The organism is Leifsonia sp. McL0627 (genome assembly GCF_058244615.1).
The window spans coordinates 706,625-729,397 of the sequence record NZ_JBZCGM010000003.1 but is presented as its reverse complement, the minus strand read 5'-3'; the positions used below and the strand labels follow the sequence as shown (position 1 = coordinate 729,397).

The 22,773-nt window shown below is 69.2% G+C and carries 23 protein-coding genes; 4 read left to right on the top strand and 19 right to left on the bottom strand.

Translation table 11 applies throughout. The features are described from left to right. Positions 1-22 precede the first annotated feature (22 nt). Complete coding sequence (locus tag AC37TH_RS11710) at positions 23-1,186, bottom strand: hypothetical protein (protein ID WP_490764524.1); 1,164 nt, start codon at positions 1,184-1,186, stop codon at positions 23-25. A gap of 88 nt (positions 1,187-1,274) precedes the next feature. Next, positions 1,275-2,168, bottom strand: coding sequence for a LysR family transcriptional regulator (locus tag AC37TH_RS11705; protein ID WP_490764523.1), 894 nt, complete (start codon positions 2,166-2,168; stop codon positions 1,275-1,277). A 78-nt stretch (positions 2,169-2,246) separates the two neighbouring features. On the opposite strand from AC37TH_RS11705, the gene AC37TH_RS11700 reads away from it, so the two are divergent. After that, positions 2,247-3,488 (top strand): MFS transporter, encoded by a 1,242-nt coding sequence (locus AC37TH_RS11700; protein ID WP_490764522.1) that lies wholly within the window; start codon positions 2,247-2,249, stop codon positions 3,486-3,488. A gap of 15 nt (positions 3,489-3,503) precedes the next feature. Here AC37TH_RS11700 and AC37TH_RS11695 read toward each other — a convergent pair whose 3' ends face one another. Genes AC37TH_RS11695 through AC37TH_RS11670 form a run of 6 tightly spaced genes read right to left on the bottom strand, consistent with a single transcriptional unit; the run spans position 3,504 to position 7,967 of the window. Continuing rightward, entirely contained in the window at positions 3,504-4,424 is a 921-nt protein-coding gene (locus AC37TH_RS11695) for an SseB family protein (RefSeq protein WP_490764521.1), read from the bottom strand. Continuing rightward, entirely contained in the window at positions 4,408-5,154 is a 747-nt protein-coding gene (priA, locus tag AC37TH_RS11690; RefSeq protein ID WP_490764520.1) for a bifunctional 1-(5-phosphoribosyl)-5-((5-phosphoribosylamino)methylideneamino)imidazole-4-carboxamide isomerase/phosphoribosylanthranilate isomerase PriA, read from the bottom strand. The genes AC37TH_RS11695 and priA overlap by 17 nt, the downstream gene beginning before the upstream one ends. A gap of 55 nt (positions 5,155-5,209) precedes the next feature. Further along, the gene (hisH, locus tag AC37TH_RS11685; RefSeq protein ID WP_490764519.1) at positions 5,210-5,842 is read right to left on the bottom strand and encodes an imidazole glycerol phosphate synthase subunit HisH; all 633 of its coding nucleotides are present in this window, start codon (positions 5,840-5,842) and stop codon (positions 5,210-5,212) included. Further along, the gene (gene hisB / locus AC37TH_RS11680) at positions 5,839-6,441 is read right to left on the bottom strand and encodes an imidazoleglycerol-phosphate dehydratase HisB (RefSeq protein ID WP_490764518.1); all 603 of its coding nucleotides are present in this window, start codon (positions 6,439-6,441) and stop codon (positions 5,839-5,841) included. The genes hisH and hisB overlap by 4 nt, the downstream gene beginning before the upstream one ends. After that, complete coding sequence (locus AC37TH_RS11675; protein ID WP_490764517.1) at positions 6,438-7,541, bottom strand: histidinol-phosphate transaminase; 1,104 nt, start codon at positions 7,539-7,541, stop codon at positions 6,438-6,440. Before AC37TH_RS11675 ends, hisB begins: the two co-directional genes overlap by 4 nt. 57 nt (positions 7,542-7,598) lie before the next feature. After that, positions 7,599-7,967, bottom strand: coding sequence for a LysM peptidoglycan-binding domain-containing protein (locus AC37TH_RS11670; protein WP_490764516.1), 369 nt, complete (start codon positions 7,965-7,967; stop codon positions 7,599-7,601). 234 nt (positions 7,968-8,201) lie between these two features. Here AC37TH_RS11670 and lexA point away from each other — a divergent pair, with 234 nt between their 5' ends. Beyond that, positions 8,202-8,921 carry a transcriptional repressor LexA gene (lexA, locus tag AC37TH_RS11665; RefSeq protein ID WP_490764515.1) on the top strand — a complete coding sequence of 240 codons (720 nt, stop codon included), beginning with the start codon at positions 8,202-8,204 and terminating at the stop codon, positions 8,919-8,921. Positions 8,922-9,083: 162 nt separating this feature from the next. On the opposite strand, the gene AC37TH_RS11660 is transcribed toward lexA, so the two are convergent. From AC37TH_RS11660 to AC37TH_RS11650, 3 genes are all read right to left on the bottom strand, one after another. Next, positions 9,084-9,434 carry a metallopeptidase family protein gene (locus AC37TH_RS11660; RefSeq protein WP_490764514.1) on the bottom strand — a complete coding sequence of 117 codons (351 nt, stop codon included), beginning with the start codon at positions 9,432-9,434 and terminating at the stop codon, positions 9,084-9,086. A gap of 111 nt (positions 9,435-9,545) precedes the next feature. After that, positions 9,546-11,900 (bottom strand): 5-methyltetrahydropteroyltriglutamate--homocysteine S-methyltransferase, encoded by a 2,355-nt coding sequence (gene metE, locus AC37TH_RS11655; RefSeq protein ID WP_490764513.1) that lies wholly within the window; start codon positions 11,898-11,900, stop codon positions 9,546-9,548. Continuing rightward, a complete protein-coding gene (locus AC37TH_RS11650; protein WP_490764512.1) occupies positions 11,897-12,928 on the bottom strand; it encodes a methylenetetrahydrofolate reductase in 1,032 nt (343 codons plus the stop codon). Before AC37TH_RS11650 ends, metE begins: the two co-directional genes overlap by 4 nt. Before the next feature lie 323 nt (positions 12,929-13,251). Here AC37TH_RS11650 and AC37TH_RS11645 point away from each other — a divergent pair, with 323 nt between their 5' ends. Continuing rightward, on the top strand, positions 13,252-13,872 hold the full coding sequence (locus AC37TH_RS11645; RefSeq protein WP_490764511.1) for a DUF1003 domain-containing protein: 621 nt from the start codon (positions 13,252-13,254) through the stop codon (positions 13,870-13,872). Positions 13,873-13,885: 13 nt separating this feature from the next. Here AC37TH_RS11645 and hflX read toward each other — a convergent pair whose 3' ends face one another. Further along, positions 13,886-15,439, bottom strand: coding sequence for a GTPase HflX (gene hflX / locus AC37TH_RS11640; RefSeq protein ID WP_490764510.1), 1,554 nt, complete (start codon positions 15,437-15,439; stop codon positions 13,886-13,888). A 57-nt stretch (positions 15,440-15,496) separates the two neighbouring features. Between hflX and AC37TH_RS11635 the strand changes: the two genes are divergently transcribed. After that, positions 15,497-16,165: a class I SAM-dependent methyltransferase gene (locus AC37TH_RS11635; protein WP_490764509.1), complete on the top strand. Its 669-nt coding sequence runs from the start codon at positions 15,497-15,499 to the stop codon at positions 16,163-16,165. A 114-nt stretch (positions 16,166-16,279) separates the two neighbouring features. Here the strand turns inward: AC37TH_RS11635 and dapF are convergent, their stop codons facing one another. From dapF to AC37TH_RS11600, 7 genes are all read right to left on the bottom strand, one after another. Beyond that, positions 16,280-17,161: a diaminopimelate epimerase gene (dapF, locus tag AC37TH_RS11630; RefSeq protein WP_490764508.1), complete on the bottom strand. Its 882-nt coding sequence runs from the start codon at positions 17,159-17,161 to the stop codon at positions 16,280-16,282. 2 nt (positions 17,162-17,163) lie between these two features. Next, positions 17,164-18,066: a tRNA (adenosine(37)-N6)-dimethylallyltransferase MiaA gene (gene miaA / locus AC37TH_RS11625; protein ID WP_490765106.1), complete on the bottom strand. Its 903-nt coding sequence runs from the start codon at positions 18,064-18,066 to the stop codon at positions 17,164-17,166. 53 nt (positions 18,067-18,119) lie between these two features. Beyond that, entirely contained in the window at positions 18,120-19,730 is a 1,611-nt protein-coding gene (miaB, locus tag AC37TH_RS11620) for a tRNA (N6-isopentenyl adenosine(37)-C2)-methylthiotransferase MiaB (protein ID WP_490764507.1), read from the bottom strand. An 88-nt stretch (positions 19,731-19,818) separates the two neighbouring features. Continuing rightward, positions 19,819-20,622, bottom strand: coding sequence for a regulatory protein RecX (locus AC37TH_RS11615; protein ID WP_490764506.1), 804 nt, complete (start codon positions 20,620-20,622; stop codon positions 19,819-19,821). Positions 20,623-20,821: 199 nt separating this feature from the next. Next, complete coding sequence (recA, locus tag AC37TH_RS11610) at positions 20,822-21,895, bottom strand: recombinase RecA (RefSeq protein WP_490764505.1); 1,074 nt, start codon at positions 21,893-21,895, stop codon at positions 20,822-20,824. A 189-nt stretch (positions 21,896-22,084) separates the two neighbouring features. Then, positions 22,085-22,309, bottom strand: coding sequence for a DUF3046 domain-containing protein (locus AC37TH_RS11605; RefSeq protein ID WP_490764504.1), 225 nt, complete (start codon positions 22,307-22,309; stop codon positions 22,085-22,087). Positions 22,310-22,399: 90 nt separating this feature from the next. After that, on the bottom strand, positions 22,400-22,711 hold the full coding sequence (locus AC37TH_RS11600; RefSeq protein ID WP_055895785.1) for a helix-turn-helix domain-containing protein: 312 nt from the start codon (positions 22,709-22,711) through the stop codon (positions 22,400-22,402). Positions 22,712-22,773: the final 62 nt, after the last annotated feature.

Genomic DNA, 22,773 nt, shown 5'->3' with positions numbered 1-22,773 from the left:
ATGCGCGTGGGCCCGCCCGCCGTCAGTCGAGCCGGTGCCGCGGCCGCACCACCTCCGACAGCGTCGGCCGGTCGGTCCACCGCAGCTCGACGATCTGGTTCGCGTCTGACGTGTAGAACACATGCTGCGTGGAGGTCGCGTGGTCGGCGAACGCCGACGGAGTGGAGGCGGCGGCCGGGTCGCCCGCGTTCGTCAGCGCGTTCTCGTGCCAGCCGGTCGGATCCTTCCAGAGCTCGTGGATGAGGTGGTCGCCTCCCGCATAGACGACGTGCTGGGTGGCGACCGGGACCGCCTCCGTCGCCTCGAACGCGTAGGCGGAGACGCCCGTGCCCGCCTGCACCTTCGCCGCCGAGAGCGGCGCCGTCAGGTTCTCGACCGACCAGCTGCCGTCGTAGCTGTACTCCCAGACGTCGCCGAAGGTGTCGAGCACGTCCACGTGCCTCGTGCCGTCGGCGGCGAACCCGTAGCCCCGGAAGGTGTCGCCGACGATCTCGGCCGGCCCGTCGAGCCCTGCCCCGATGTCGACGGGCTCGCCCCAGGTGAGGTTGGCGGCGCCCGTGTACTCGTAGAGCCGCCCGTCGTCGCCGACGTAGTCGACGTGCATCGTCTGCCCCGGAAAGAACGAGTACCCGCCGGGCGCCCGCGGACTCAGGGGTCCGCCGTGGTCGGCGGTGAGGTCCTTGTGCACCCACGTGGGGTCGCCGTCGCCCGCCGACTTCCTGGTGAGGACGTGCACGTCCCTGTCCAGGGCGACGAACACCACGACTTGCGCACGCCCGGCCGCGAACTCGAATCCCTGCGCCGTCTTGAACGCCGCCGGTGCGCCGGAATCGCTCGTGAGATCGTTTGGGTGCCAGCCGTCGTCCTGGTACAGCTCGCGCAGATGACCGTCGCCTGTGGCGTCCAGGTAGAGCACATGCTGCGTGCCTTCCAAGACGAACAGGTACGCCCGCGGCGCCGACGACGAGTGCGGCCCACCGGTCTCCGCCATCAGGTCCTTCTCGTGCCAGACATCGTCGGTTCCGCAGTACAACTCGTGCAGGATGCCGGTGGTGCCGGAGACGCCGCTGCCGCCCAGGTAGATCACGTGGCGGGTCTTGTCGTCCGGGAAGTCGTACGCCGCGGGCGCGAACACGCCCGTCGGGAGGTGGAACGTGTCTGTCAGATTCCGTGCAGTCCAGCCCATGATCTGCTCCGATCGGGAGAATGCGGTGCGACGCCAGAAAGAGTACGCCCGGGAGCAGGGCTGGGGATAGGGCAATGCTGAGGATCAGTCAGTGCGCCGCCTCCGGGACGGGCGACCCGAACCGCTCGCTCAGCAGATCGAGCAGCGCCACCGCCGCCGCGCTCGGCCTGGTCCTCGCAACGGCGCTCAGCGTCCAGTCGATGCGCTCCGCGAGCGGGACAACCACCGTCCCCGGGGCGCGAAGCACCGTCAGCTCCGGCATCGCCGCCACCCCGAGCCGCGCGGCGACGAACCGCGGGATCTCGCCCAGGTCGGACACCTCCGTGGACACCCTCCTGGCGAGGCCAAGCGCGTCGAACGCGCGGTCGAGGGTCGCCCGGTTTCCGAAGCCTTCCCGCGCATCCACCCAGCGCTCATCGGCCAGAGCCGCCAATGACACCTCCGCGCGACCGGCCAGTGGATGCGCCTGCGGCAGCACGGCGACGAACGGCGAGACCGCGAGATCCTGGTAATGCAGGTCAGGCACCCGGCCGGGCAGACCGAGGAACGCCACGTCGATCCGCCCGAGCTGAACATCGCGCGCGAGCCCGGTCGACCCACTGGGCGACGGGCCGAGGCTGAGGTCGACGAGCGGGTGGCGCTCGTGGAACTCGCCCATGATGCCCGGCAGGTCGATGGTGGTGAGGTTCGTGAAGATGCCGACCCGGACCTCTCCGCGGAGACCGCCGGAACTGTCGGCGAGCAGTCGCATCCGCTCGGTCGCCTCGAGGGTGGTTCGGGCCGCATCCAGCACCTGTCGGCCGAGCGACGTCAACCGCACGGTGTGCTTGTCGCGCTCGAACAGCGCACCTCCCAGTTCGCGTTCCAGCGACCGGATGCCGGCGGAGACCGTGGACTGCGCGGCGAACACGCGCTCGGCGGCGCGGGTGAAGTTGAGCTCGTCGGCGACGGCCACGAAGTACTCGAGCTGACGGGTGTCCATCCGGTAATCGTAATACCCGATTACACCTATCAGTGATATCCGTTGGACTCGATGGCCGCGGAGGAGCACGATGACGACATGGCACTTCTGACCTCCTCCACACCCGCCGTCGCCGCTCGCCCTCTCCCCCGGCGGCGCGCCTGGCGACTCCGCCACGGTTCCGGGTTCTGGGTCATCGCCGCCGCCTTCCTCGCCGTGATGGCGTTCTCCACGCTGCCGACGCCGCTGTACGCGCTCTACCAGCAGCGGGACGGCTTCCCGAGCTGGGTGGTCACCGTCGTGTTCGCCGCGTACGCGATCGGCGTGCTGGCCAGCCTGTTCCTGATCGGGCACATCAGCGACTGGGCGGGACGCCGTCGGACGATCCTCGTCGCCATCGCGCTCGAGATCGTGGCCGCCATGCTGTTCCTGGTCTGGAACGACGTGCCCGGCCTCCTCGTCGCGCGAGTCATCTCTGGTGTGGGGGTCGGAGCGCTCACCGCGAGCGCGACGGCGCACCTCAGCGAACTGCGCTCGACCGCGAGGCCCGAGGAGAGCCCCCGGCTCGCCGGAACCGTCTCCACGGTCGTCAACACCGGCGGCCTCGCGCTCGGCCCGCTGATCGCCGGGGCGCTCGCGCAGTTCCTGCCGGCTCCCCTGGTCCTCCCGTACGTGGTGTTCCTCGTGGTACTCGCGGTCGCGGCCGTGGCCGTCGCCCTGGTTCCGGAGACAGTCGAGCGTGCAGAGGAGCGCCCCGCCTACCGGCCGCAGCGCATCTCACTGCCCCGGGAGGCGCGCAGCACGTTCTCCGCGGCTGCGATCGCGGCGTTCGCCGGGTTCGCAGTGTTCGGACTCTTCAGCTCCCTCGCGCCGACGGTGCTCTCCGGGGTGCTGCACGAGACCTCCCGATTGATGGCCGGGGCCGTGCCGTTCTCGGTATACGCAACGTCGGCCGTGTCGCAGATCGTGTTCGCACGACTGTCGTCGCGGGCACAGCTGGTGCTCGCGATCCCACTCGTCGTGGTCGGCCTCGCCGGGCTCGCGGTCGGTGTGCTCGATGCCCTCCTCTGGCTGTTCGTCGCCAGCGGCATCGTCGCCGGGGCGGGTGTCGGCCTGCTGTTCCGCTCCGCGATCGCCGTCGCAGCGTCGCTCGCGGCCCCCGACCGCCGCGGGGAAGTGCTCGCGGCGATCTTCCTGGTGGCCTACGTCGGGCTGGCGGTGCCCGTGCTGCTGGTCGGCGTCGCGCTCATCGCCTGGCCGGTCGTGCCGGTACTGGTCGCCTTCGTGATCGTGGTCGGGCTGCTCGCCCTCACCGCCGGTCTCCGGATGCTCCGCCGCTGACCCGCGCGCCGCGCGTCAGTCGGCGGCGCGGAGCTGCACCCGCAGCGAGTCGACCCGCGTGGCGATGACGTCGTCGGCGGCCCAGCGCTGCGCGAGCCTGCCGAGGACCGCATCCAGTTCGTCCCTGGTGAGTCCGCTCCCGAGCGTCAGGCGCACCACGAGCTCCTCCCCGGCCAGCCGCGCGCCGGGGTCGCCGGCGGCCAGCTCGATGTCGTGCACGCCGAGCTCAGACCCGATGGAGGCGGCGAACGCCCTGAACACGTCGGGATCGCGGTCGCTCGGCAGCCACGGCCGGCTTTGCGCGATGGCCCACAATGCCGGACGACGCAGCACGAACTCGGTCTCCGACGTCGGGTCGAGCACCACCAGTTCGGTTTCCTCCGCGGCGGCGGCGAGTGCGACGCGCCTCCCGTCGGCGGGCACGGGACGCGCCTGACTGTTCCAGGTCTGCATCGCCGTCACCGACGAGAACACCGGCAGCACGGTGCGCCCGTCCGGACCGGCCACGGTGACGATCGCGAGCTCCTGCGTCTTGTCGATCAGCAGCCCGTCGTCGGTCGTGTCACTCTCGCCCAGCCGTGCCATCAGCGGGATCAGCAACCGGGATGCGCGCACAGCGTCGACCACAACCTCCGCACCGACTTCGCCGGCCCGGAATGCCGCCAGGGCGCCGAGCAGCGCGGGAGGCGCGCTCCCGTCGTCGTCGCCGAATGCGTTGTCATCGAACGCACGCCCCTCCCAGGGCTGCCCTGCCGAGTCCGCCAGGCGTCCGGCGTCGGCGGCGAGCTGCGCGGCGAAACCGCTCAGCCGCGCAGCGCCTTTGGCGCTCGGGCCGTCTGACGCGTGCTGCCCGGCGGATGCGGCTCCAGCCGCGCCACCGCCGGTAACGCCACCAGCGCCCTCATCGGGCGCCTCCGGCTCAGTGCCCCGCGACATCCAGTGCCTCGGGCAACGTGAACGCGCCTGCATAGAGCGCCTTGCCGACGATCGCGCCTTCGAGCCCGTGCGAGACCAGCTCGCGGAGCGCAGCGATGTCGTCGAGGTTGGAGATGCCGCCGGAGGCGACGACCGGGCGCGCCGTGCGCTCCATTACCTCACGCAGCAGGTCGAGGTTCGGGCCGCGGAGCGTTCCGTCCTTGGTGACGTCGGTGACCACGTAGCGCGCGCATCCGGCGTCCTCCAGCCGGTCGAGGACCTGCCAGAGGTCGCCGCCGTCACGCGTCCAGCCGCGGGCCGCGAGGGTCGTGCCACGCACATCCAGGCCGACCGCGATCGCTTCGCCGTACTGCCCGATGACGTTCGCCGCCCACTCGGGATTCTCCAGCGCCGCCGTGCCGAGGTTGATGCGCTTGGCGCCGATCTCGAGGGCCGACTCCAGCGACGCGTCGTCGCGGATGCCACCGGACAACTCCACGTTCACGCCGCGGACCTGCTTGATGACCTTCTTCAGGATCGCGTGGTTGTCGCCCCGGCCGAACGCGGCATCGAGGTCGACCAGGTGGATCCACTCGGCGCCCTGGTTCGCCCACTCCGCAGCGGCGTCGACCGGGTCGCCGTAGCTCGTCTCCGAACCGGCCTCTCCCTGGGTCAGGCGCACGGCTTTGCCGTCAGCCACGTCGACCGCCGGCAGCAGGACGAGCCGGGGGGTGTTGTTGAATTCGCTCATGATCTTCCTCGGTTGGGCCCGCACCATCGCGGCGGGCTCGGGGTGTGACACGTGGCTAGAGGGTGCCGATCCAGTTGCGGAGCAGGTGGATGCCCGCACGTCCGGACTTCTCCGGGTGGAACTGGGTCGCGCTGAGCGGCCCGTTCTCGACCGCGGCGATGAAGGGGGTGCCGTGCTGCGCCCAGGTGACGCGTGGCTTCGGGAACGGCGGCATGACGTCCAGCGTCCAGTCCTGAGCGGCGTACGAGTGGACGAAGTAGAACCGTTCGTCGTGCAGCCCGTCGAAGAGGGCGGAGTCTGTTGGCGCTTCGACCGTGTTCCAGCCCATGTGCGGCACCACGTCGGCCTGGAGGAGGTCGACGGTCCCCGGCCACTCGCCGAGACCTTCCGAGGCGACGCCGTGCTCGACACCGTGCTCGAAGAGCACCTGCATCCCGACGCAGATCCCGAGCACCGGCCGACCACCGGCGAGACGCCGGTCGATGACCTCGTCGCCGTGGGAGGCGCGCAGTGCGTCGATGACGGCGGCGAACGCACCCACGCCGGGCACCAGGAGACCGTCGGCATCCTGCGCGCGTCGGCGGTTGCCGGTCAGCTCGACGTTCGCACCCGCCTCTTCGAGCGCTTTGACCGCGGAGTGGACGTTGCCCGTTCCGTAGTCGAAGACGACGACGTCGGGTCTGCTCACAGGGCCCCCTTGGTGGAGGGGATGCCGGTGATCAGCGGGTCGAGCGCTTTGGCCTGGCGGAACGCGCGCGCGAACGCCTTGAACTCCGCTTCCGCAATGTGGTGCGGGTCGCGCCCGCCGACGACGGTGATGTGCGTGGTGATCGCGGCGTTGAAGGAGATGGCTTCGAACACGTGTCGCACCATCGACCCGGTGAAGTGGCCTCCGATGAGGTGAAGCTCGAACCCAGCGGGCTCCCCTGTGTGCACGAGGTACGGGCGTCCCGAGATGTCGACCACGGCCTGCACGAGCGCCTCGTCGAGCGGAGCGAGTGCATCCCCGTAGCGGGAGATGCCGCGCTTGTCGCCGAGCGCCTGCTTGATGGCCTGGCCGAGGACGATGCCGATGTCTTCGACCGTGTGGTGCACGTCGATGTCGGTGTCTCCGCTGGCGCGCACGCGCAGGTCGGTGAGCGAGTGCTTCGCGAACGCCGTGAGCAGGTGGTCGTAGAACGGGACGGACGTCTCGATGTCCGTCTCGCCGGTGCCGTCGAGGTCGATGCTCAGCTCGATGCTGGACTCGCTGGTCTCGCGCTGCAGGGTGGCGATGCGGTTCGTCATGACAGCGAGTTTACCGGGGCGTCCGGTCGCCCGAGAGCCGCGAGGGCGTCGATGAACGCGGTGGTCTCCTGCTCGGTGCCCGCAGTCACGCGCAGGTGGTTCGGGATGCCGATGTCACGGATCAGGACGCCGCGCTCCAGCAGCGCCTCGAACGTCGCGTGCGGGTCGGCGACCCCGCCGAACAGCACGAAGTTGCTCCCGCTGCGGTGCGGCTGGTAGCCGAGCCTGGCGAGTTCGGTGACGAGCCGGTCGCGCTGGATGCGGATCTCCCCGACCATCGCGAGCATCTCACCGGAGTGGGCCAGCGCGCCGAGGGCGGCGGCTTGCGTCAGCGCGGACAGGTGATACGGCAGGCGAACGAGGCGGAGCGCATCCACGACAGCGGGATCGGCGGCCAGGTAGCCGACGCGGGCGCCGGCGAACGCGAACGCCTTGCTCATGGTGCGCGAGACGAGCAGACGCGGACGACCGGGCAGCAGGCTCAACGCGGTCTGCTCGCCGTCGGGAAGGAACTCGGCATACGCCTCGTCGACGATCACGATGCCGCGGGCGGCGTCGTACGCCGCCTCGATCGTCGCGAGCGACAGGGGTGTGCCGGTGGGGTTGTTCGGCGAGCACAGGATGACGATGTCCGGATCTTCGCGCCGGATCTGCTCGGCCGCCGTGTCCGCGGACAGCTCGTACTCGCCGTCGCGGGTCGCGCCGATCCAGGACGTGCCGGTGCCGGAGGCGAGCAGAGGGTACATGGAGTATGTCGGCGAGAAGCCGAGCAGGCTGCGCCCTGGGCCGCCGAACGCCTGCAGGATGTGCTGCAGGACCTCGTTGGACCCGTTCGCCGCCCAGATGTTCTCGGCGGTCAGCCCGTGGCCGAGGTATCGAGCGAAGCTCTCGCGCAGTTCGGTGAACTCGCGATCCGGATACCGGTTGACGCTGCCGAGTGCTGCTGCGACGCGCTCGACGATATCCGCGGCGACGTCCGCAGGCACCGGATGCGTGTTCTCGTTCACGTTCAACGCCACGGGAACGGCCTTCTGCGGCGCTCCGTACGGGGTCTTCCCCCGCAAGTCATCACGAATCGGCAGATCGGAAAGAGAGGTCACTAGACAATGCTAGCCAGCCCGCGGCCCGCGTGACGCCACGCGGCGGGATGTGCCCGCCTACCGCCCGTACTGCGACGGAATGGCCAGCTGCTGCCCCGGCGAGACGACGGCGGTGTCGAGCTGGTTCAGCGACACGATGTCCGCGATCACGTCGCGCGGGTCGGCACTCGGCGCGAGCTTCTCGGCGATGCTCCACAGCGACTGCCCCGACTCCACCGTCACGTACTGGAACTTCACGTGGGCCTGGTCACCCGACGCCGCCGCGCCGCCGCCGTTGAGCGCGAAGACGAGGGCGCCGATGATGAGCGGCACGGAGGCCAGCGTGGTGAGGACGACGCGTCCGCGCCGCGTGAGCCGGAGGCGCGTGTGCGCGCCGGCGGGCGTCTGGAACTGCGACGTCGTCATCGTGACCGTTGCTGTGCTCATGCTGCTGACCTCCTAAGATTCCGCATCCGATGCTTGGCCGGCAGGTCGGATGCGAAGCTGTGTTCCGAATATATCTTCGAATGTTTGAAACCACAAGCGAGATTCAGGGGCCAAAACTCCTAGTGATTTCGAGACACGCTCGAACACATGTTTGTTTTAGCCCTGCATCGTGGATACAGTTTCGATTGTCTGGACTTCACTCAACCAGGCACCACCGACATTCGGGCCGGCCGGATGCGCAGACGGGTCACGAAAGGGACGACCGTGGCGAACGACAACCAGGGAGCACGCGAGCGCGGGGGCACGCGCAGACGTAAAAACCTGAGCGAGAAACAGCTGGCCATCCTCGACGTCATCCAGAAATCGGTGAGCCAGCGCGGCTATCCGCCGAGCATGAGGGAGATCGGCGACGCGGTCGGCCTCTCCTCCCTGTCCAGCGTCACCCACCAGCTCAACCAGCTCGAACTGAGCGGGTACCTGCGCCGCGACCCGAACCGTCCTCGCGCACTCGAGATCCTGATCGACCTGCCGTCGAGCACGTCCGATTCCGTCGACTACGAGAACCAGACCCCTGTCGGCGACGCCGCGATGGTCCCGCTCGTCGGCCGGATCGCCGCCGGCGTCCCGATCACGGCCGAGCAGCAGGTGGAAGAAGTCTTCCCCCTTCCCAGGCAGCTGGTCGGCAACGGAGAGCTCTTCATGCTGAAGGTGGTCGGCGAGTCGATGATCGACGCCGCCATCTGCGACGGCGACTGGGTGGTCGTCCGCACGCAGAAGACGGCGGAGAACGGCGACATCGTCGCGGCCATGCTCGATGACGAGGCCACGGTCAAGGTCTTCCGCCAGCGCGACGGCCACACCTGGCTGCTCCCCCGCAACTCCAACTTCGAGCCCATCCTCGGCGACTACGCCGAAGTCCTCGGCAAGGTCGTCGCCGTCCTCCGAGCCGTCTGACCCCGCGCGCCTCACCCGCGCCCGCCTGACCCGCGCCCGCCCGGCCCGGCTCCCGCAGCCATCGAGTCGGGACTTATGCACGCGACACCCCGGCGTGTCGCGTGCATAAGTCCCGACTCGATTGCGTCGGGGCGTGCGAGCGCGGAACGTGGGCCGAGAGCGTCAGGCCCAGCCGAGCTCGCGGAGGCGGGCGTCGTCGAGGCCGAAGTAGTGGCCGATCTCGTGCACCAGCGTCACTCGCACGCGCGCCCGCAACTCGTCCAGGTCGGCTGCACTGGCCGCGAGGTTGTTGCGGTAGAGCGTGATCCGGTCGGGCAGTTCGCCGAACCCGTATACCCCGCGCCGCGTCAGCGGATGCCCGCTATACAGCCCGTACAGCCGGGGCCGCGCCCCCACCGGCTGGTCCTCGATCAGGATGGCGACGTTCTCCAGCGGCCCCACCATGTCGGCCGGCAGCGCGTCGAACTCCTCGCCCACCATCGCCTCGAACGCGTCAGCCCCGATCTCCACCATTCCCCCATCCTCGCCCCACACGCCAGCGAGCCCAGGCTTTTTCCCGCTATCCGAAAGGTTGAGCGGTAGAAAGCCTGGGCTCGATGGCGTTGGAACGCGAGCGGCGCGGGGTTAGAGCGCCGGTGCGGGCGCGGAGGCGCGGACGGCGCGGGTCGCCTCGATGATGTTGCGGAGCGACGCGACGGTCTCGTCGTAGCCGCGCGTCTTCAGACCGCAGTCCGGGTTCACCCAGAGCTGGCGGCCGGGGATCGCGCCGAGCGCCGTCTCCAGCAACTCCGTGACCTCGGCCACCGACGGAACGCGCGGCGAGTGGATGTCGTACACGCCCGGCCCGATGCCGTGCTCGAACCCGGAGCTCTGGATGTCGTGGACGACCTCCATCCGGGAGCGCGCGGCCTCGATGCTGGTGACATCCGCATCCAGGTTGCGGATCGCGTCGATGACCACACCGAACTCCGAGTAGCAGAGGTGCGTGTGGATCTGCGTCTCGTCGCGCACACCCGACGTTGCGAGCCGGAACGACCCGACTGACCAGTCCAGGTACTCCGCGTGGTCCGCCTTCTTCAGCGGCAGCAGTTCGCGCAACGCAGGCTCGTCCACCTGCACGACGCCGATGCCCGCCGCCTCCAGGTCGGCGATCTCGTCGCGGAGCGCGAGCGCCACCTGCCGGGCGGTCTCGCCGAGCGGCTGGTCGTCGCGCACGAACGACCAGGCCAGGATGGTCACCGGCCCGGTGAGCATGCCCTTGACCGGCTTCGGCGTGAGGCTCTGCGTGTACGTGGACCAGTCGACCGTGATCGGCTTCGGCCGCGACACATCACCCCACAGGATGGACGGACGTGTACAGCGCGACCCGTACGACTGCACCCAGCCGTTCTGGGTCACCGCGAACCCGTCGAGGTTCTCGGCGAAGTACTGCACCATGTCGTTGCGCTCCGGCTCGCCGTGCACGATGACGTCGAGGCCGATCTCCTCCTGCAGGTCGACCACGCGCTTGATCTCATCGCGCATCCGGCCGAGGTACTCCGCCTCGGTGATGAGTCCCTTGGCGAACTGTGCGCGCGAGCGGCGGATGTCGCCGGTCTGCGGGAACGACCCGATCGTGGTCGTGGGCAGGAACGGCAGCCCGAGGGCCGCATCCTGAGCGGCCAGACGGTCCTCGTACTCTCCGCGCGCGAAGTCGGCCTCCGTCAGCGCCTCCTCGCGCTCCCGCACCGCTGCGACCCGCACGCCGGGCGCCGCAGCTCGATCCGCCAGCGACGCGGAGGCCGCGCTCAGCTCGTCCTGGATCGCCTCGTGCCCGTCTACCAGCCCGCGAGCCAGCGTGGCGACCTGGGCGACCTTCTGGTCGGCGAATGCCAGCCAGCTCTTCAGGTGGTCGGACAGCTCCGGCTCGTCGTCCACGTCGTGCGGCACGTGCTGCAGCGAGGTCGAGGTGGACACCGCGACGTCCGGGCTGAGCGACAGCAGCTCGGTGAGCGTGCCGAACGCGGCCTCGAGGTCGCCGCGCCAGATGTTGTGCCCGTCGACCACGCCGCCGACGACGGTCTTGCCCGACAATCCGGATGCGGTGGTCGCGTCGAGCCCGCGGGGCACGGAGCCGCGCACCAGGTCGAGCGAGATCGCCTCGACCGGCGACGCAGCGAGCACCGGAAGTGCATCGTCCAGGCTGCCGTACGGGGCGGCCACGAACAGCGCGGGACGCCCGGCGACCGCGCCGAGCGTGTCGTAGGCCGTCGCGAGGGCCGCGAGCACGGCCTCCCTGGGCTCGTCGATGCTTTCGCTGACGAGCGCCGGCTCGTCCAGCTGCACCCACGGTGCGCCGGCGGCGCCGAGACGTGCGAGCAGTTCGGCGTAGACGGGCAGCAGGTCGCCGAGGCGCGACAGCGGACGGAAGCCCTCCTGCGCCTCGTCGCTCGGCTTGCTGAGCAGCAGGAACGTCACCGGTCCGACGATCACCGGACGCGTGACGAACCCGGCCGCCTTCGCCTCCTCGAACTCACGGACGATGCGGTCGGAGGCGAGCCGGAACGCGGTCTCCGGGCCGATCTCGGGCACGAGGTAGTGGTAGTTGGAGTCGAACCACTTCGTCATCTCCAGCGGCGCATTGTCGCCTTCGCCCCGGGCGATGGTGAAGTACCCGGCCAGGTCGACGGCACCGTCCGCGTCCGCGAGCGCCGCGAACCGCGACGGGATCGCGCCGACCGTCACGGCCGCATCCAGCACCTGGTCGTAGTAGCTGAAGCTCTCCGGGATGGAGGCGTCGTCGCGGCCGAGGCCGAGTGCGGCGAGCCGTTCGCGGGTGGCGGCGCGCAGGTCGGCGGCGGCCGCTTCGAGATCGTCGGCGGTGATCGCTCCTGACCAGAAGCTCTCGACCGCCTTCTTCAGCTCGCGCCGGCGGCCGATGCGCGGGTAGCCGATGATCGTTCCCGTCGGGAAGGGGGTGCTGGGCGTCGTGTCGGTCATGCTGGTTCCCTTTCGGTGGTGCTGGGGTCGGTCGTGGTGGAAGAGGTCGTTGTGGTGGTGGAGGTCGTGTCGGTGGTGGTCGGCAGGCTCGCGTGGTCGGAGCCGCGCGCATCCAGCAGTCCCACCCGTTCGAGCACGGCGAGCACCGCCTGATGCTGATTGAACGTGTACAAGTGGATGCCTGGGGCGCCGCCGTCGAGCAGCTTCTGGGCGAAGTCGGCCGCCCACGCGATCCCGATCTCGCGCTGGCCCTCCTCCGTCGGCTCGATCTCGAGCTGGATCGCGAGCTCGCTCGGCAGGTCCTCCCCGCTGAGTTCGAGCATCCGTTTGAGCCTCGCCGGGCTGGTGACCGGCATGATGCCGGGCAGGATCGGGAAGGCGACTCCCGCATCCTTGGCCTTCTGGGCGAAGGTGAGGTAGTCCTCCGGGTGGAAGAACAGCTGGGTGATGCCGAGGTTCGCCCCCGCTGCCTGCTTGGCCAGCAGCGTGTCGATGTCCTGGGAGAACCCGTGCGAGGTGGGGTGGCCGTTCGGGAACGCCGCCACGGCGATCTGCACGTGCTCCCGGTGCGACAGCACCGTCCGCGCGGCCAGCCCGGGTACGGCCAGCTCGCCGTATGGGACGCGCTCCGCCTGCACCCGGTGGATGAGCTGCACCAGTTCGGCGGAGCTGTGCAGGTCGCCGAGTCCGGTCTCGCCGGGCGCCAGGTCGGCTGGCGGGTCTCCGCGCACGGCCAGGAACCGGCGGATGCCCGCATCCAGGAACTCCCGGATGAGTGTCGCGGCCTCGGCGTGCGACGAGCCGACGCAGGTGAGGTGCGCCATCGGGCTGACGTCCGTGTTGTCGAGGATGTACCGCAGCACGTCCAGCGACGACGACCTGGACGACCCGTTGGCGCCGTAGGTGACGGAGATGAAGTCCGGATGCGCGGCCGCGAGCTTCAGGATCGTCGCGGGCAGCGCCTCGGCGGCGCGTGCGTTCCGCGGCGGATACAGCTCGAACGAGAACCGCGCGTCCGTACAGCTCATGGCGTCCTCTGAAGGGTCTCGGCGGCGAAACGCGGAACCCCGCCCGGGGCCGCGCCCGCCTCGGTCAAGGTGGGGCCCCACCGGGCGGCCGTGGCCGTTCGGTGAGGTGTTCGCGGGCGGGTGCCGGGCTCGGCTGTCGCACCACCGAGCGGATCGCCCGCTGCGGTTGAAGGCAATCTACAGCCGTTTGGCCCGAGTGGCGCCGTTCTGTGTCATCGTGTGACGGCCGAATGTGTGAGACCCCGCAGAATCCGCGGGTTTCCGAGCGCATACGCTCGCTGGAGGACGGGACGTTCCCGCCCGTACAGCGTGAGGTCACGACCATGTCCCAGCAGAGCACCGCCCCAGCAACGACGCCCGCCCGCCGGCATCTCCCGCCCGTGTTGCGGCCGACGAAACTGCTGGCGACCAGGGATGCGGCACGCCTGCACCCGTCGGTGCTCGCGGAGGCGCAACGCCGCGCCTCCAGTGTGCAGTTGCGGATCGCCGACGCGATCACGGCGTTCGCCGGGTCGATGATGTTCGTCTATCTGCACATCCTGCTCTTCGCCGTCTGGATGCTCGTGCTGGAGAAGAACCCGTGGCCGACACTGACCCTGATCGTGTCGCTGGAGGCGATCTTCCTCTCCACGTTCGTGATGATCGGGCAGAACAGGCAGGCGGCGTTCCAGCAGGCGAAGGCCGACCACGACTACACGGCGCAGGAGAAGCTGCTGGAGGAGAACACCGAGCTGACCCGCGCGATCCACCAGCTCACGCTGGAGCTGCACGCGCGGGTTCTCGACGGAACTGGGACGCCCACGGCTCCGGATGCACGCACGGCTCCGGATGCACGCATAGCCCCGGATGCACGCACGGCTCCGGATGCACGCATAGCCCCGGATGCACGCCCAGCCCCGGATACGCAGAAGCCGGGACAGGATGGCCCTGCCCCGGCTTCGTGATGCGTTTCGGCCTCTACGCGGTCGGCTCCACAGCGAACGCCTCGAACACCGACAGGTACTCGGGCATCACACGCGCCTTCACCCTAGTGCCGTCTTCGGCGTAGTCGGTCGAGAGGACGCGCCCACGCTCGTGCAGCGCCGAGATGAGATCCCCGCGGTCGTACGGGACCACGAGGTCGACCTCGACGGAACGGTCGGGCAGCAGCCGCGCGATGGCGGCCAGGATCTCGTCGATCCCCTCGCCCGTGCGTGCCGAGGCGAAGATCGCCCCCGGCTCCAGCCCGCGCAGCACCAGCCGGTCGTCCGGCGTGATCAGGTCCGACTTGTTGAAGACCACGATCTCCGGCAGCTCACGCGCACCGACCTCGCCGATCACATCCCGAACCGTCGCCAGCTGGCTGGACGGGTCCGGGTGCGACCCATCCACCACGTGGACGATCACGTCCGACTCGGCGACCTCTTCGAGCGTCGAGCGGAACGCCTCCACCAGCTGGTGCGGCAGGTTGCGCACGAAACCGACGGTGTCGGCCAGCGTGTAGAGACGGCCGTCGGCGGTCACCGACTTGCGGACGGTCGCATCCAGGGTCGCGAACAGGGCGTTCTCGACCAGCACGCCCGCCTTGGTGATGCGGTTGAGCAGGCTCGACTTGCCCGCGTTCGTGTACCCGGCGATGGCGACGGACGGCACCGCGTTGCGGTTGCGGTTCGCCCGCTTCGCCTCGCGTGCCGGCTTGAAGCCGGCGATCTGCTTGCGCAGCTTCGCCATCCTGGTGTGGATGCGGCGGCGGTCCAGCTCGATCTTCGTCTCACCAGGACCACGCGAACCCATCCCGGCGCCCGCTCCACCGACCTGGCCACCGGCCTGCCGGGACATCGACTCGCCCCAGCCACGCAGCCGCGGCAGCAGGTATTCGAGCTGAGCCAGCTCGACCTGCGCCTTGCCCTCGCGGCTCTTGGCGTGCTGGCTGAAGATGTCGAGGATCACCGCTGTGCGGTCGATCACCTTCACCCTCACCACGTCTTCGAGCGCGCGCCGCTGGCTCGGGGCCAGCTCGGTGTCCGCGATCACGGTGTCTGCACCGAGCGCGGCGACCACGCCGGCGAGCTCCTGCGCCTTGCCCTTGCCGAGGTAGGTGCTCGGGTCAGGGTGCGGCTTGCGCTGCAGCAGGCCGTCGAGCACCACAGCGCCAGCGGTCTCCGCCAGCGCGGCGAGCTCCCGGATGGAATTCTCCGCATCCTGGAGGCTGCCCTGCGAGTAGACGCCGATCAGGACGACGTTCTCAAGACGCAGCTGCCGGTACTCGACCTCGGTGACGTCTTCGAGCTCGGTGGAGAGCCCGGAGACGCGACGGAGCGCAGCACGCTCCTCGCGGTCGAACTGATCGCCGTCGAACCCTGCGTCGTCCGTGCGCTCGGTCTGGAGCGCCTGAGCGCCCCCGCCGAACAGCGTCATGCCCGCGCGGCTCTCGGCGCTGGCGAGCACGCGAGCAACGACGTCGGCGTCGCGTTCGGTGTCCGTCGACGAGACCGTCTCCGGCGTTTCTTCTGTGCTCACATGTTCATTCATCTGAAAATCCTGCATCCGGGTTAACCCTAGTTTGTTAGTGTCCTGTACGGTCCTCTTATGGCCAGCGGAGATCACTACTTTTCCCCGGCGCCCGAGAGCGAACTGAAGCTCCGTCCGTTCACGGTCCGTCTCGCTGGGCAGACCTACGAACTGACGACGGCGAACGGGATCTTCAGCCCCGAGCGCGTCGACACGGGTACGCGAGTGCTCCTCGACCATGTCCCCGCTGCGCCACCCGGGGGTCAGTTGCTCGACCTCGGATGCGGCTGGGGACCTGTGGCTCTCACACTTGCTCTCGAATCCCCTCACGCGACCGTCTGGGCCGTCGACGTCAATACCCGAGCGTTGGACGTGGTGCGCAGGAATGCGCAAAAACTCGGACTCACCAATGTAAACACATCGACGCCCGATGATGTTCCCGATGATGTATTTTTTACGACGATCTGGTCGAATCCGCCCATCCGGGTGGGCAAGAACGAGCTGCACAACCTGCTGGAGCGCTGGCTCCCGCGCCTCGAACCCGGCTCGGACGCCTGGCTCGTCGTGCAGCGCAACCTCGGCTCCGACTCGCTGCACCGCTGGATGCAGGGCACCTTCCCCGACCTGACCACCACCCGCGCGGCCACCTCCAAGGGCTACCGCGTCCTCCGCGCCCGCCGCTCCGCCGCGTCCACGCCGCCCGCGTCCGCGTCCGCGCCCGCTGCTCCCACTCCCGCCGACTCCTGACCCCCGGTCCCCAGTCAATCGAGCCGGGACTTATGCACGCGACACCCCGGCGTGTCGCGTGCATAAGTCCCGACTCGATTGCATCGGCAGCCGGTGTGTGCGCGGCGGGAGGGGTCAGGCGAGGTCGAGGGTGCCGGTGTAGACGAGCTCGGCGGGGCCGGAGAGGGCGACGTGCTCGCCGTCCTCCGTCGCGAACATGCGCACGCCGACCGTGCCGCCCGGCACGTCGACGCGCCACTGGTTGGGCGCGCCCTGACCGGCCCAGTAGCGCACCGCGAGGGCTGCCGCCGCTGCACCCGTGCCACACGACAGCGTTTCGCCGCTCCCGCGCTCGTGCACGCGCATCCGGATGCGGCCGACCCCGTCGACCACGAGCGGCTCGTGCGGCACGACGAACTCGACGTTCGCGCCGTCAACCGGCTCCGGCTCGATGTGCGGGATGTAGCTGAGGTCGGCGGCCTCCAGCTCCGACTCGTCGGCCACGGCGACCACGACGTGCGGGTTGCCTATGTCGATGCCGAGCCCTGGCCGGGCAACGGGAAGCTCCTTAGCACGCACCAGCGGCTCGCCGCCGTCGAGCGACCACCGGCCGAGATCCACCTGGAACCCGGTCAGGTTGCGCTGAACATCGCGCACGCCAGAGCGGGTGCCGATCGCGAGCGTGTCGCCGTCGGCGAGCTCGGCGAGGCCCGACGCGATCAGGTAGCGCACGTACACCCGGATTCCGTTGCCGCACATCTCGGCGGGCGATCCGTCGGCGTTGTAGTAGTCCATGAACCACTCGGCGGCGTCGTCCTCCGCCAGCGCCTCTGCACCTTCGGGCAGGTGCTTCGACCGGACGGCGCGGATGATTCCGTCCGCCCCGATCCCGAAGTGCCTGTCGCAGATCTCGGCGATCTGCGTGGGGCTGAGGTTCACCTGGCCGTCCGGGTCGGAGAACAGCACGAAGTCGTTTCCCGTGCCCTGACCTTTGGTGAAGTGGAGGGTTGTCGCCATGCTCACAGCCTACCGAGCGCCGCGGCCGTCAGATTCTCGTCGTCGTAGTCCAGCCAGTGGATGCGCGGGTAGCGTTTGAACCAGCTGACCTGCCTGCGCGCATACCGCCGGGTGAGCTGTTGCGTCTGCGCGATGGCCTCCGCCCGCGTGAACTCTCCGCGCAGCTCGGCGAGGGCCTGCGCGTATCCGATCGCGCGGCTCGCTGTCACGCCGCGCTCCAGCCCGAGCGGGAGGAGGCGCTCGACCTCGTCGAGGAGGCCGGCGTCCCACATCCGCTCGACCCGCGCATCCAGTCGCTGCGTGAGCTCGTCGCGCGGGGCGGCAAGGCCGATGATGGTCGCCGGATGCCACGGCACGGGCTCGTCGGGCAGGGAGGCGCTGACCGGCTCACCGGTGATGGCGACCACCTCGAGCGCCCGCACCAGGCGTCGCCCGTTGCTCGCGCCGATGTTCTTCGCGGCGACGGGGTCGATGTCGAGGAGGCGCCGGTGGAGCATCCCCGGACCGTGCGCGGCGAGCTCGGCCTCCAGCTCTGCGCGCAGTTCCTGGTCCGTGCCGGGGAAACGGAAGTCGTAGATGACGCTCGACACGTACAGTCCGGACCCGCCGACGAGGATCGGCACATTGCCGCGGGCGAGGATCCCGGTGACGGCTGCCCGCGCCTCCGGCTGATAGCGGGCGACGGTGGCCTCGTCGGTGACGTCGAGCACATCGAACAGGTGGTGCGGGATGCCGCGCCACTCCCCCTGCGGGATCTTCGCCGTGCCGATGTCCATGCCGCGGTAGAGCTGCATGGCGTCGGCGTTCACGACCTCCGCGCCGCGACCCTGCGCCCGCAGCGCCTCGGCGATGGAGAGGGAGAGGTCGGTCTTGCCGGTGCCCGTCGGGCCGACGATCGCGACGATCGCGGCGTCGGCGTCGGCGGCGGCGTCGGCCGCGGCGTCGCGCGACGACGCGGTCAGCGCTGGCCGTCCGTCGGGTCGTAGATCGGCATGGTGCCGACACCGGGCGAGGTGAGCGGTTCGCCGCCGCGGAGCGTCGGCAGTCCGAGCGATACGCGGCCCTTCGCGCCGGACGCCACGCCGTCTCCGTGCGAGGGGACGGCGCAGGACTCGGCCTCCGCCCTGTCCCACGCGTCGCCCGCGCGGGTGCGGCGGATGGCGAGCGGAGCCCCGTCGGCCGAGTCGGCGATCAGGTAGAACGGAGCGGCCTGGGTGACCGTCACGGTGACGACGTCGCCCGGGCGCGGGATGTCGGAGCCTTCCGGCACCTCGAAGTGGACGAGGCGGCTGTCGTGTGCCCGACCGCTGAGGCGGTGCGTGTCCGAGTCTTTGCGACCTTCACCGTTGGCGACGAGCAGTTCGACCTGGCGACCGATGACCTTCTGGTTCTCTTCGAGCGAGATACGGTCCTGGAGCGCGACAAGGCGCTCGTACCTGTCTTGGACGATCTCTTTCGGCACCTGGTCGGCCATCGTCGCGGCCGGAGTGCCGGGGCGAATGGAGTACTGGAAGGTGAACGCGGAGGCGAACCGTGCCGCTTCGACCACCCGCATCGTCTCCTGGAAGTCCTCTTCGGTCTCGCCGGGGAAGCCGACGATGATGTCGGTGCTGATCGCCGCGTCCGGGAGCTTCGCCCGGACACGGTCGAGGATCCCGAGGAACTTCTTGGACCGGTATGAGCGGCGCATCGACTTGAGGATGCGGTCGGAGCCGGACTGCAACGGCATGTGCAGCTGCGGCATCACCGAGCCGGTCTCGGCCATCGCGTCGATCACGTCGTCGGTGAATGCGGCGGGGTGCGGGCTGGTGAACCGGATGCGCTCCAGCCCCTCGATCTCTCCCGCGGCGCGGAGCAGTTTGGAGAAGGCCTGCCGGTCGCCGAACTCGACGCCGTAGGAGTTGACGTTCTGGCCGAGCAGGGTGACCTCGATGGCCCCGTCGTCGACGAGCGCCTGGATCTCGGCGAGGATGTCGCCCGGGCGGCGGTCCTTTTCTTTGCCGCGCAGCGACGGGACGATGCAGAAGGTGCAGGTGTTGTTGCAGCCGACCGAGATGGACACCCAGCCGCTGTAGCTGGAGTCGCGCTTGGTCGGGAGCGTCGACGGGAAGGTCTCGAGGGATTCGAGGATCTCGATCTCGGCGGCGTCGTTGTGCCTGGCGCGTTCGAGGAGGCTCGGCAGTGAGCCCATGTTGTGCGTGCCGAAGACGACGTCGACCCACGGAGCCTTCTCGAGGATGACGTTCTTGTCTTTCTGGGCGAGGCAGCCGCCGACGGCGATCTGCATCCCGTCGTGCCGCTTCTTGACGGAGGCGAGGTGCCCGAGATTGCCGTACAGCTTGTTGTCCGCGTTCTCGCGGACCGCGCAGGTGTTGATGACGACGATGTCGGCCTCTTCGCCGTCCGCGGCGACGTAGCCCGCTGCTTCCAGCGAGCCGCTCAGCCGTTCGGAGTCGTGCACGTTCATCTGGCAGCCGAACGTTCTGACTTCATACGTGCGCGCCCGTCCGTCCGCGCGGACGGCTGCGTCCGACCGCATGATGGTGCTGCGCTCTTCGGTGATGCTCATAGTGCGACAAGTTTACGTTCGCCGGCCCGAAGAACCGAACAGGACCGGATCAAGGCCGGATCACCGCCGAATCGGGGCCGGACAGGGGCTATTGGAACCGCACCCCGCCGCGCCGGCCGCGGGTGGCGAGGGCCGCATCCATCGCCTGCCGCACGACGGACGAGTTGTACCCCTTGCGCGCCAGGAAGCCGTGCAGGCGGCGTTTCGCCGTCTCATCGTCGTACGAAGAGAGCTGCCCCACGCGCTTCATCGCCAGCTCGGTGGCGCGCTCCAGCTCGTCCTCGTCCGCGATCTCGGCGAGGGCTTCCTTGATCAGCTCCGGCGCGATGTGACGTCGATGGAGTTCCTGGGAGATGGCGGAGCGCCCGAGACCCTTCCTGGTGTGCTGCGTGTACACGAGGGTGACCGCGAGGGCCGCGTCGTCGAGCAGGCCGACGCTCTCCAACCGGTTGAGCTCCGCCTGCGCGATGGCCGGGTCGATCTCGCGCTTGGCGAGCACCTGCTTCAGCTCCCAGCGCGACATGCCGCGCCGGGCGAGCTGATGGATGGACACGTTGGATGCGCGCTTGACCTGCTTGCCGTCCTCCGCCTCCTCGGTCGCATCACTCTCCTCCGGCACCTGCGCGCCGGGAAGCGCGACCACCGGACGCACGGGCACCGGCTCATCCGACGCGTCGGACCGCGGGGCGTCGCCGCTCCACTGACCATCGCCGCGCGCACCACTGCTCCGTTGACCGCCGCCCCGCGGACCGCCGCCGCGCGCACCACTGTCCCGCGAACTGCCGCCCCGCGAGGGATGATCAGCCCCGAGCACAGCGGCACCGCTCTTGCGCGGCAGGTAGGTCACCGGCGCGAGTCGCGCATCCGGCGTTGTCGCATCGTCCGAGTTCACGCCTGCTCCCGACTCGGACTCCGAAGGAAATCGCACCACCACGGGTTACTCCTCACTTCTTCTCGACCCCACAGCCTGCCCGGCCTCACAGCTCGCCCGGCCCGGTGGACGGGCGAGCATCACACGTCGGTCCGTTGCGGACCACGGTCGCGGTCGGCCCGTCACCTTCGTGCCGGACCGACCGCGCACCGTGTGAATGCTAGGCGCCCTTCTTGGCCTGCAGCTTCGCCTCGATGGATCCGACGTTGTCGGGCGCCTCGGCGACCGCGTTCGGGTCGGCCACGATTCCGAGCTTGATCTTGATCTTGTTCTCGATGTCGAGTGCGATGTCGGGGTTGGCGATCAGGAAGTTACGCGAGTTCTCCTTGCCCTGACCCAGCTGGTCACCCTCGTAGGTGTACCAGGCGCCGGACTTCTTGACGATCGCGTGCTCGACACCGAAGTCGATCAGGCTGCCCTCGCGGGAGATGCCGACACCGTAGAGGATGTCGAACTCGGCCTGCTTGAACGGCGGGGCCATCTTGTTCTTGACGACCTTGACGCGGGTGCGGTTTCCCACCGCTTCCGCGCCGTCTTTCAGCGTCTCGATGCGGCGGATGTCGAGTCGGACGGAGGCGTAGAACTTGAGCGCCTTACCACCGGCGGTGGTCTCGGGACTTCCGAAGAAGACACCGATCTTCTCGCGCAGCTGGTTGATGAAGATCATCGTGGTGTTGGTCTGGCTGAGACCACCGGTGAGCTTGCGGAGCGCCTGCGACATGAGGCGGGCCTGGAGGCCGACGTGCGAGTCGCCCATCTCGCCCTCGATCTCGGCGCGGGGCACGAGTGCTGCGACGGAGTCGATGACGATGAGGTCGATCGAGCCGCTTCGTACCAGCATGTCGGCGATCTCGAGCGCCTGCTCACCCGTGTCGGGCTGCGACACGAGGAGGGCGTCGATGTCGACGCCGAGCTTGCGGGCGTATTCCGGGTCGAGCGCGTGCTCCGCGTCGATGAAGGCGGCGATGCCGCCGACGCGCTGGGCGTTCGCGATCGCGTGCAGGGTCAGAGTGGTCTTACCCGACGACTCCGGACCGTAGATCTCGACGATGCGGCCGCGCGGGAGTCCGCCGATGCCGAGCGCCACATCCAGGGCGATCGAGCCGGTGGGGACGACCTCGACGGGTGCGCGCTCGTCGCTGCCCAGTCGCATGACCGAGCCTTTGCCGAACTGGCGATCGATCTGCGCGAGCGCGGTCTTGAGCGCCTTTTCGCGGTCTGCGGGTGATGGCATGTGCAGTTCTCCTTCTCGGCTTCGCTAACGAGTTCGACTGTATGGGGAACGTCCGACACTCGGGCGTCGGCCGCGCGAACTGTGGACAACCCGTTTTCGATTGCCGTTGTGAAGGAGTCTAACTACATCCGAACATATCTTCGAGACTTTTCCGGCGGCGTGTCGTGGCTGCGCGCAGAGAGACGCGGCTCAGCGCTTCGGCGCGGGTTTGCCGGCGCCGTACCAGTGCGACTGCGGAACGCCGGCCTCACGGCACAGCGCGATCCACACCTCGCGTGGTGCGATGCCCGCGGCCAGCGCCTGCTGCGCCGTGCGGTTGCCGAGCTCGCCGAGCACGAGGTCGGTCGTGAGCGCCTGGCCGTACGTGGACCCGAACTCGTCGATGATCGCGCGCTGGAACTCGCTCAACTTCATGAATCCACCCTACGGGTCGGCACCGACGCGGAGCGCCGGGGGAAACGAAGGACGCCCCGGTCTCCCGGGGCGTCCTCTGATGAGTCTGAATCAGCGTGCGACCAGATCCGCGTCCATCGCCGAGACGAATTCGTCTGGGACGGTGTCGGGGATGATGGGCTCGATCCCCTCCAGCACTGCGAGGCGGTCACCGACCTCGCGCATGATGACGGAGATGGGGGTGTCCAGCGCTTCGGCGACCGAGGCGAGAATCTCGGACGAAGCTTCCTTCTGACCGCGCTCCACCTCGCTGAGGTAGCCGAGGGCGACACTCGCCTTGCTTGCCACCTGACGGAGCGTACGGCCCTTTTGCAGGCGGAAGTCCCTGAGCACGTCGCCGATTTCCTGACGTACAAGAATCATTCGGAGCCTCCTTCTTCTACCCTGCCGACGTATCGGACCTTAATGCGGATGCCAAGACTAGC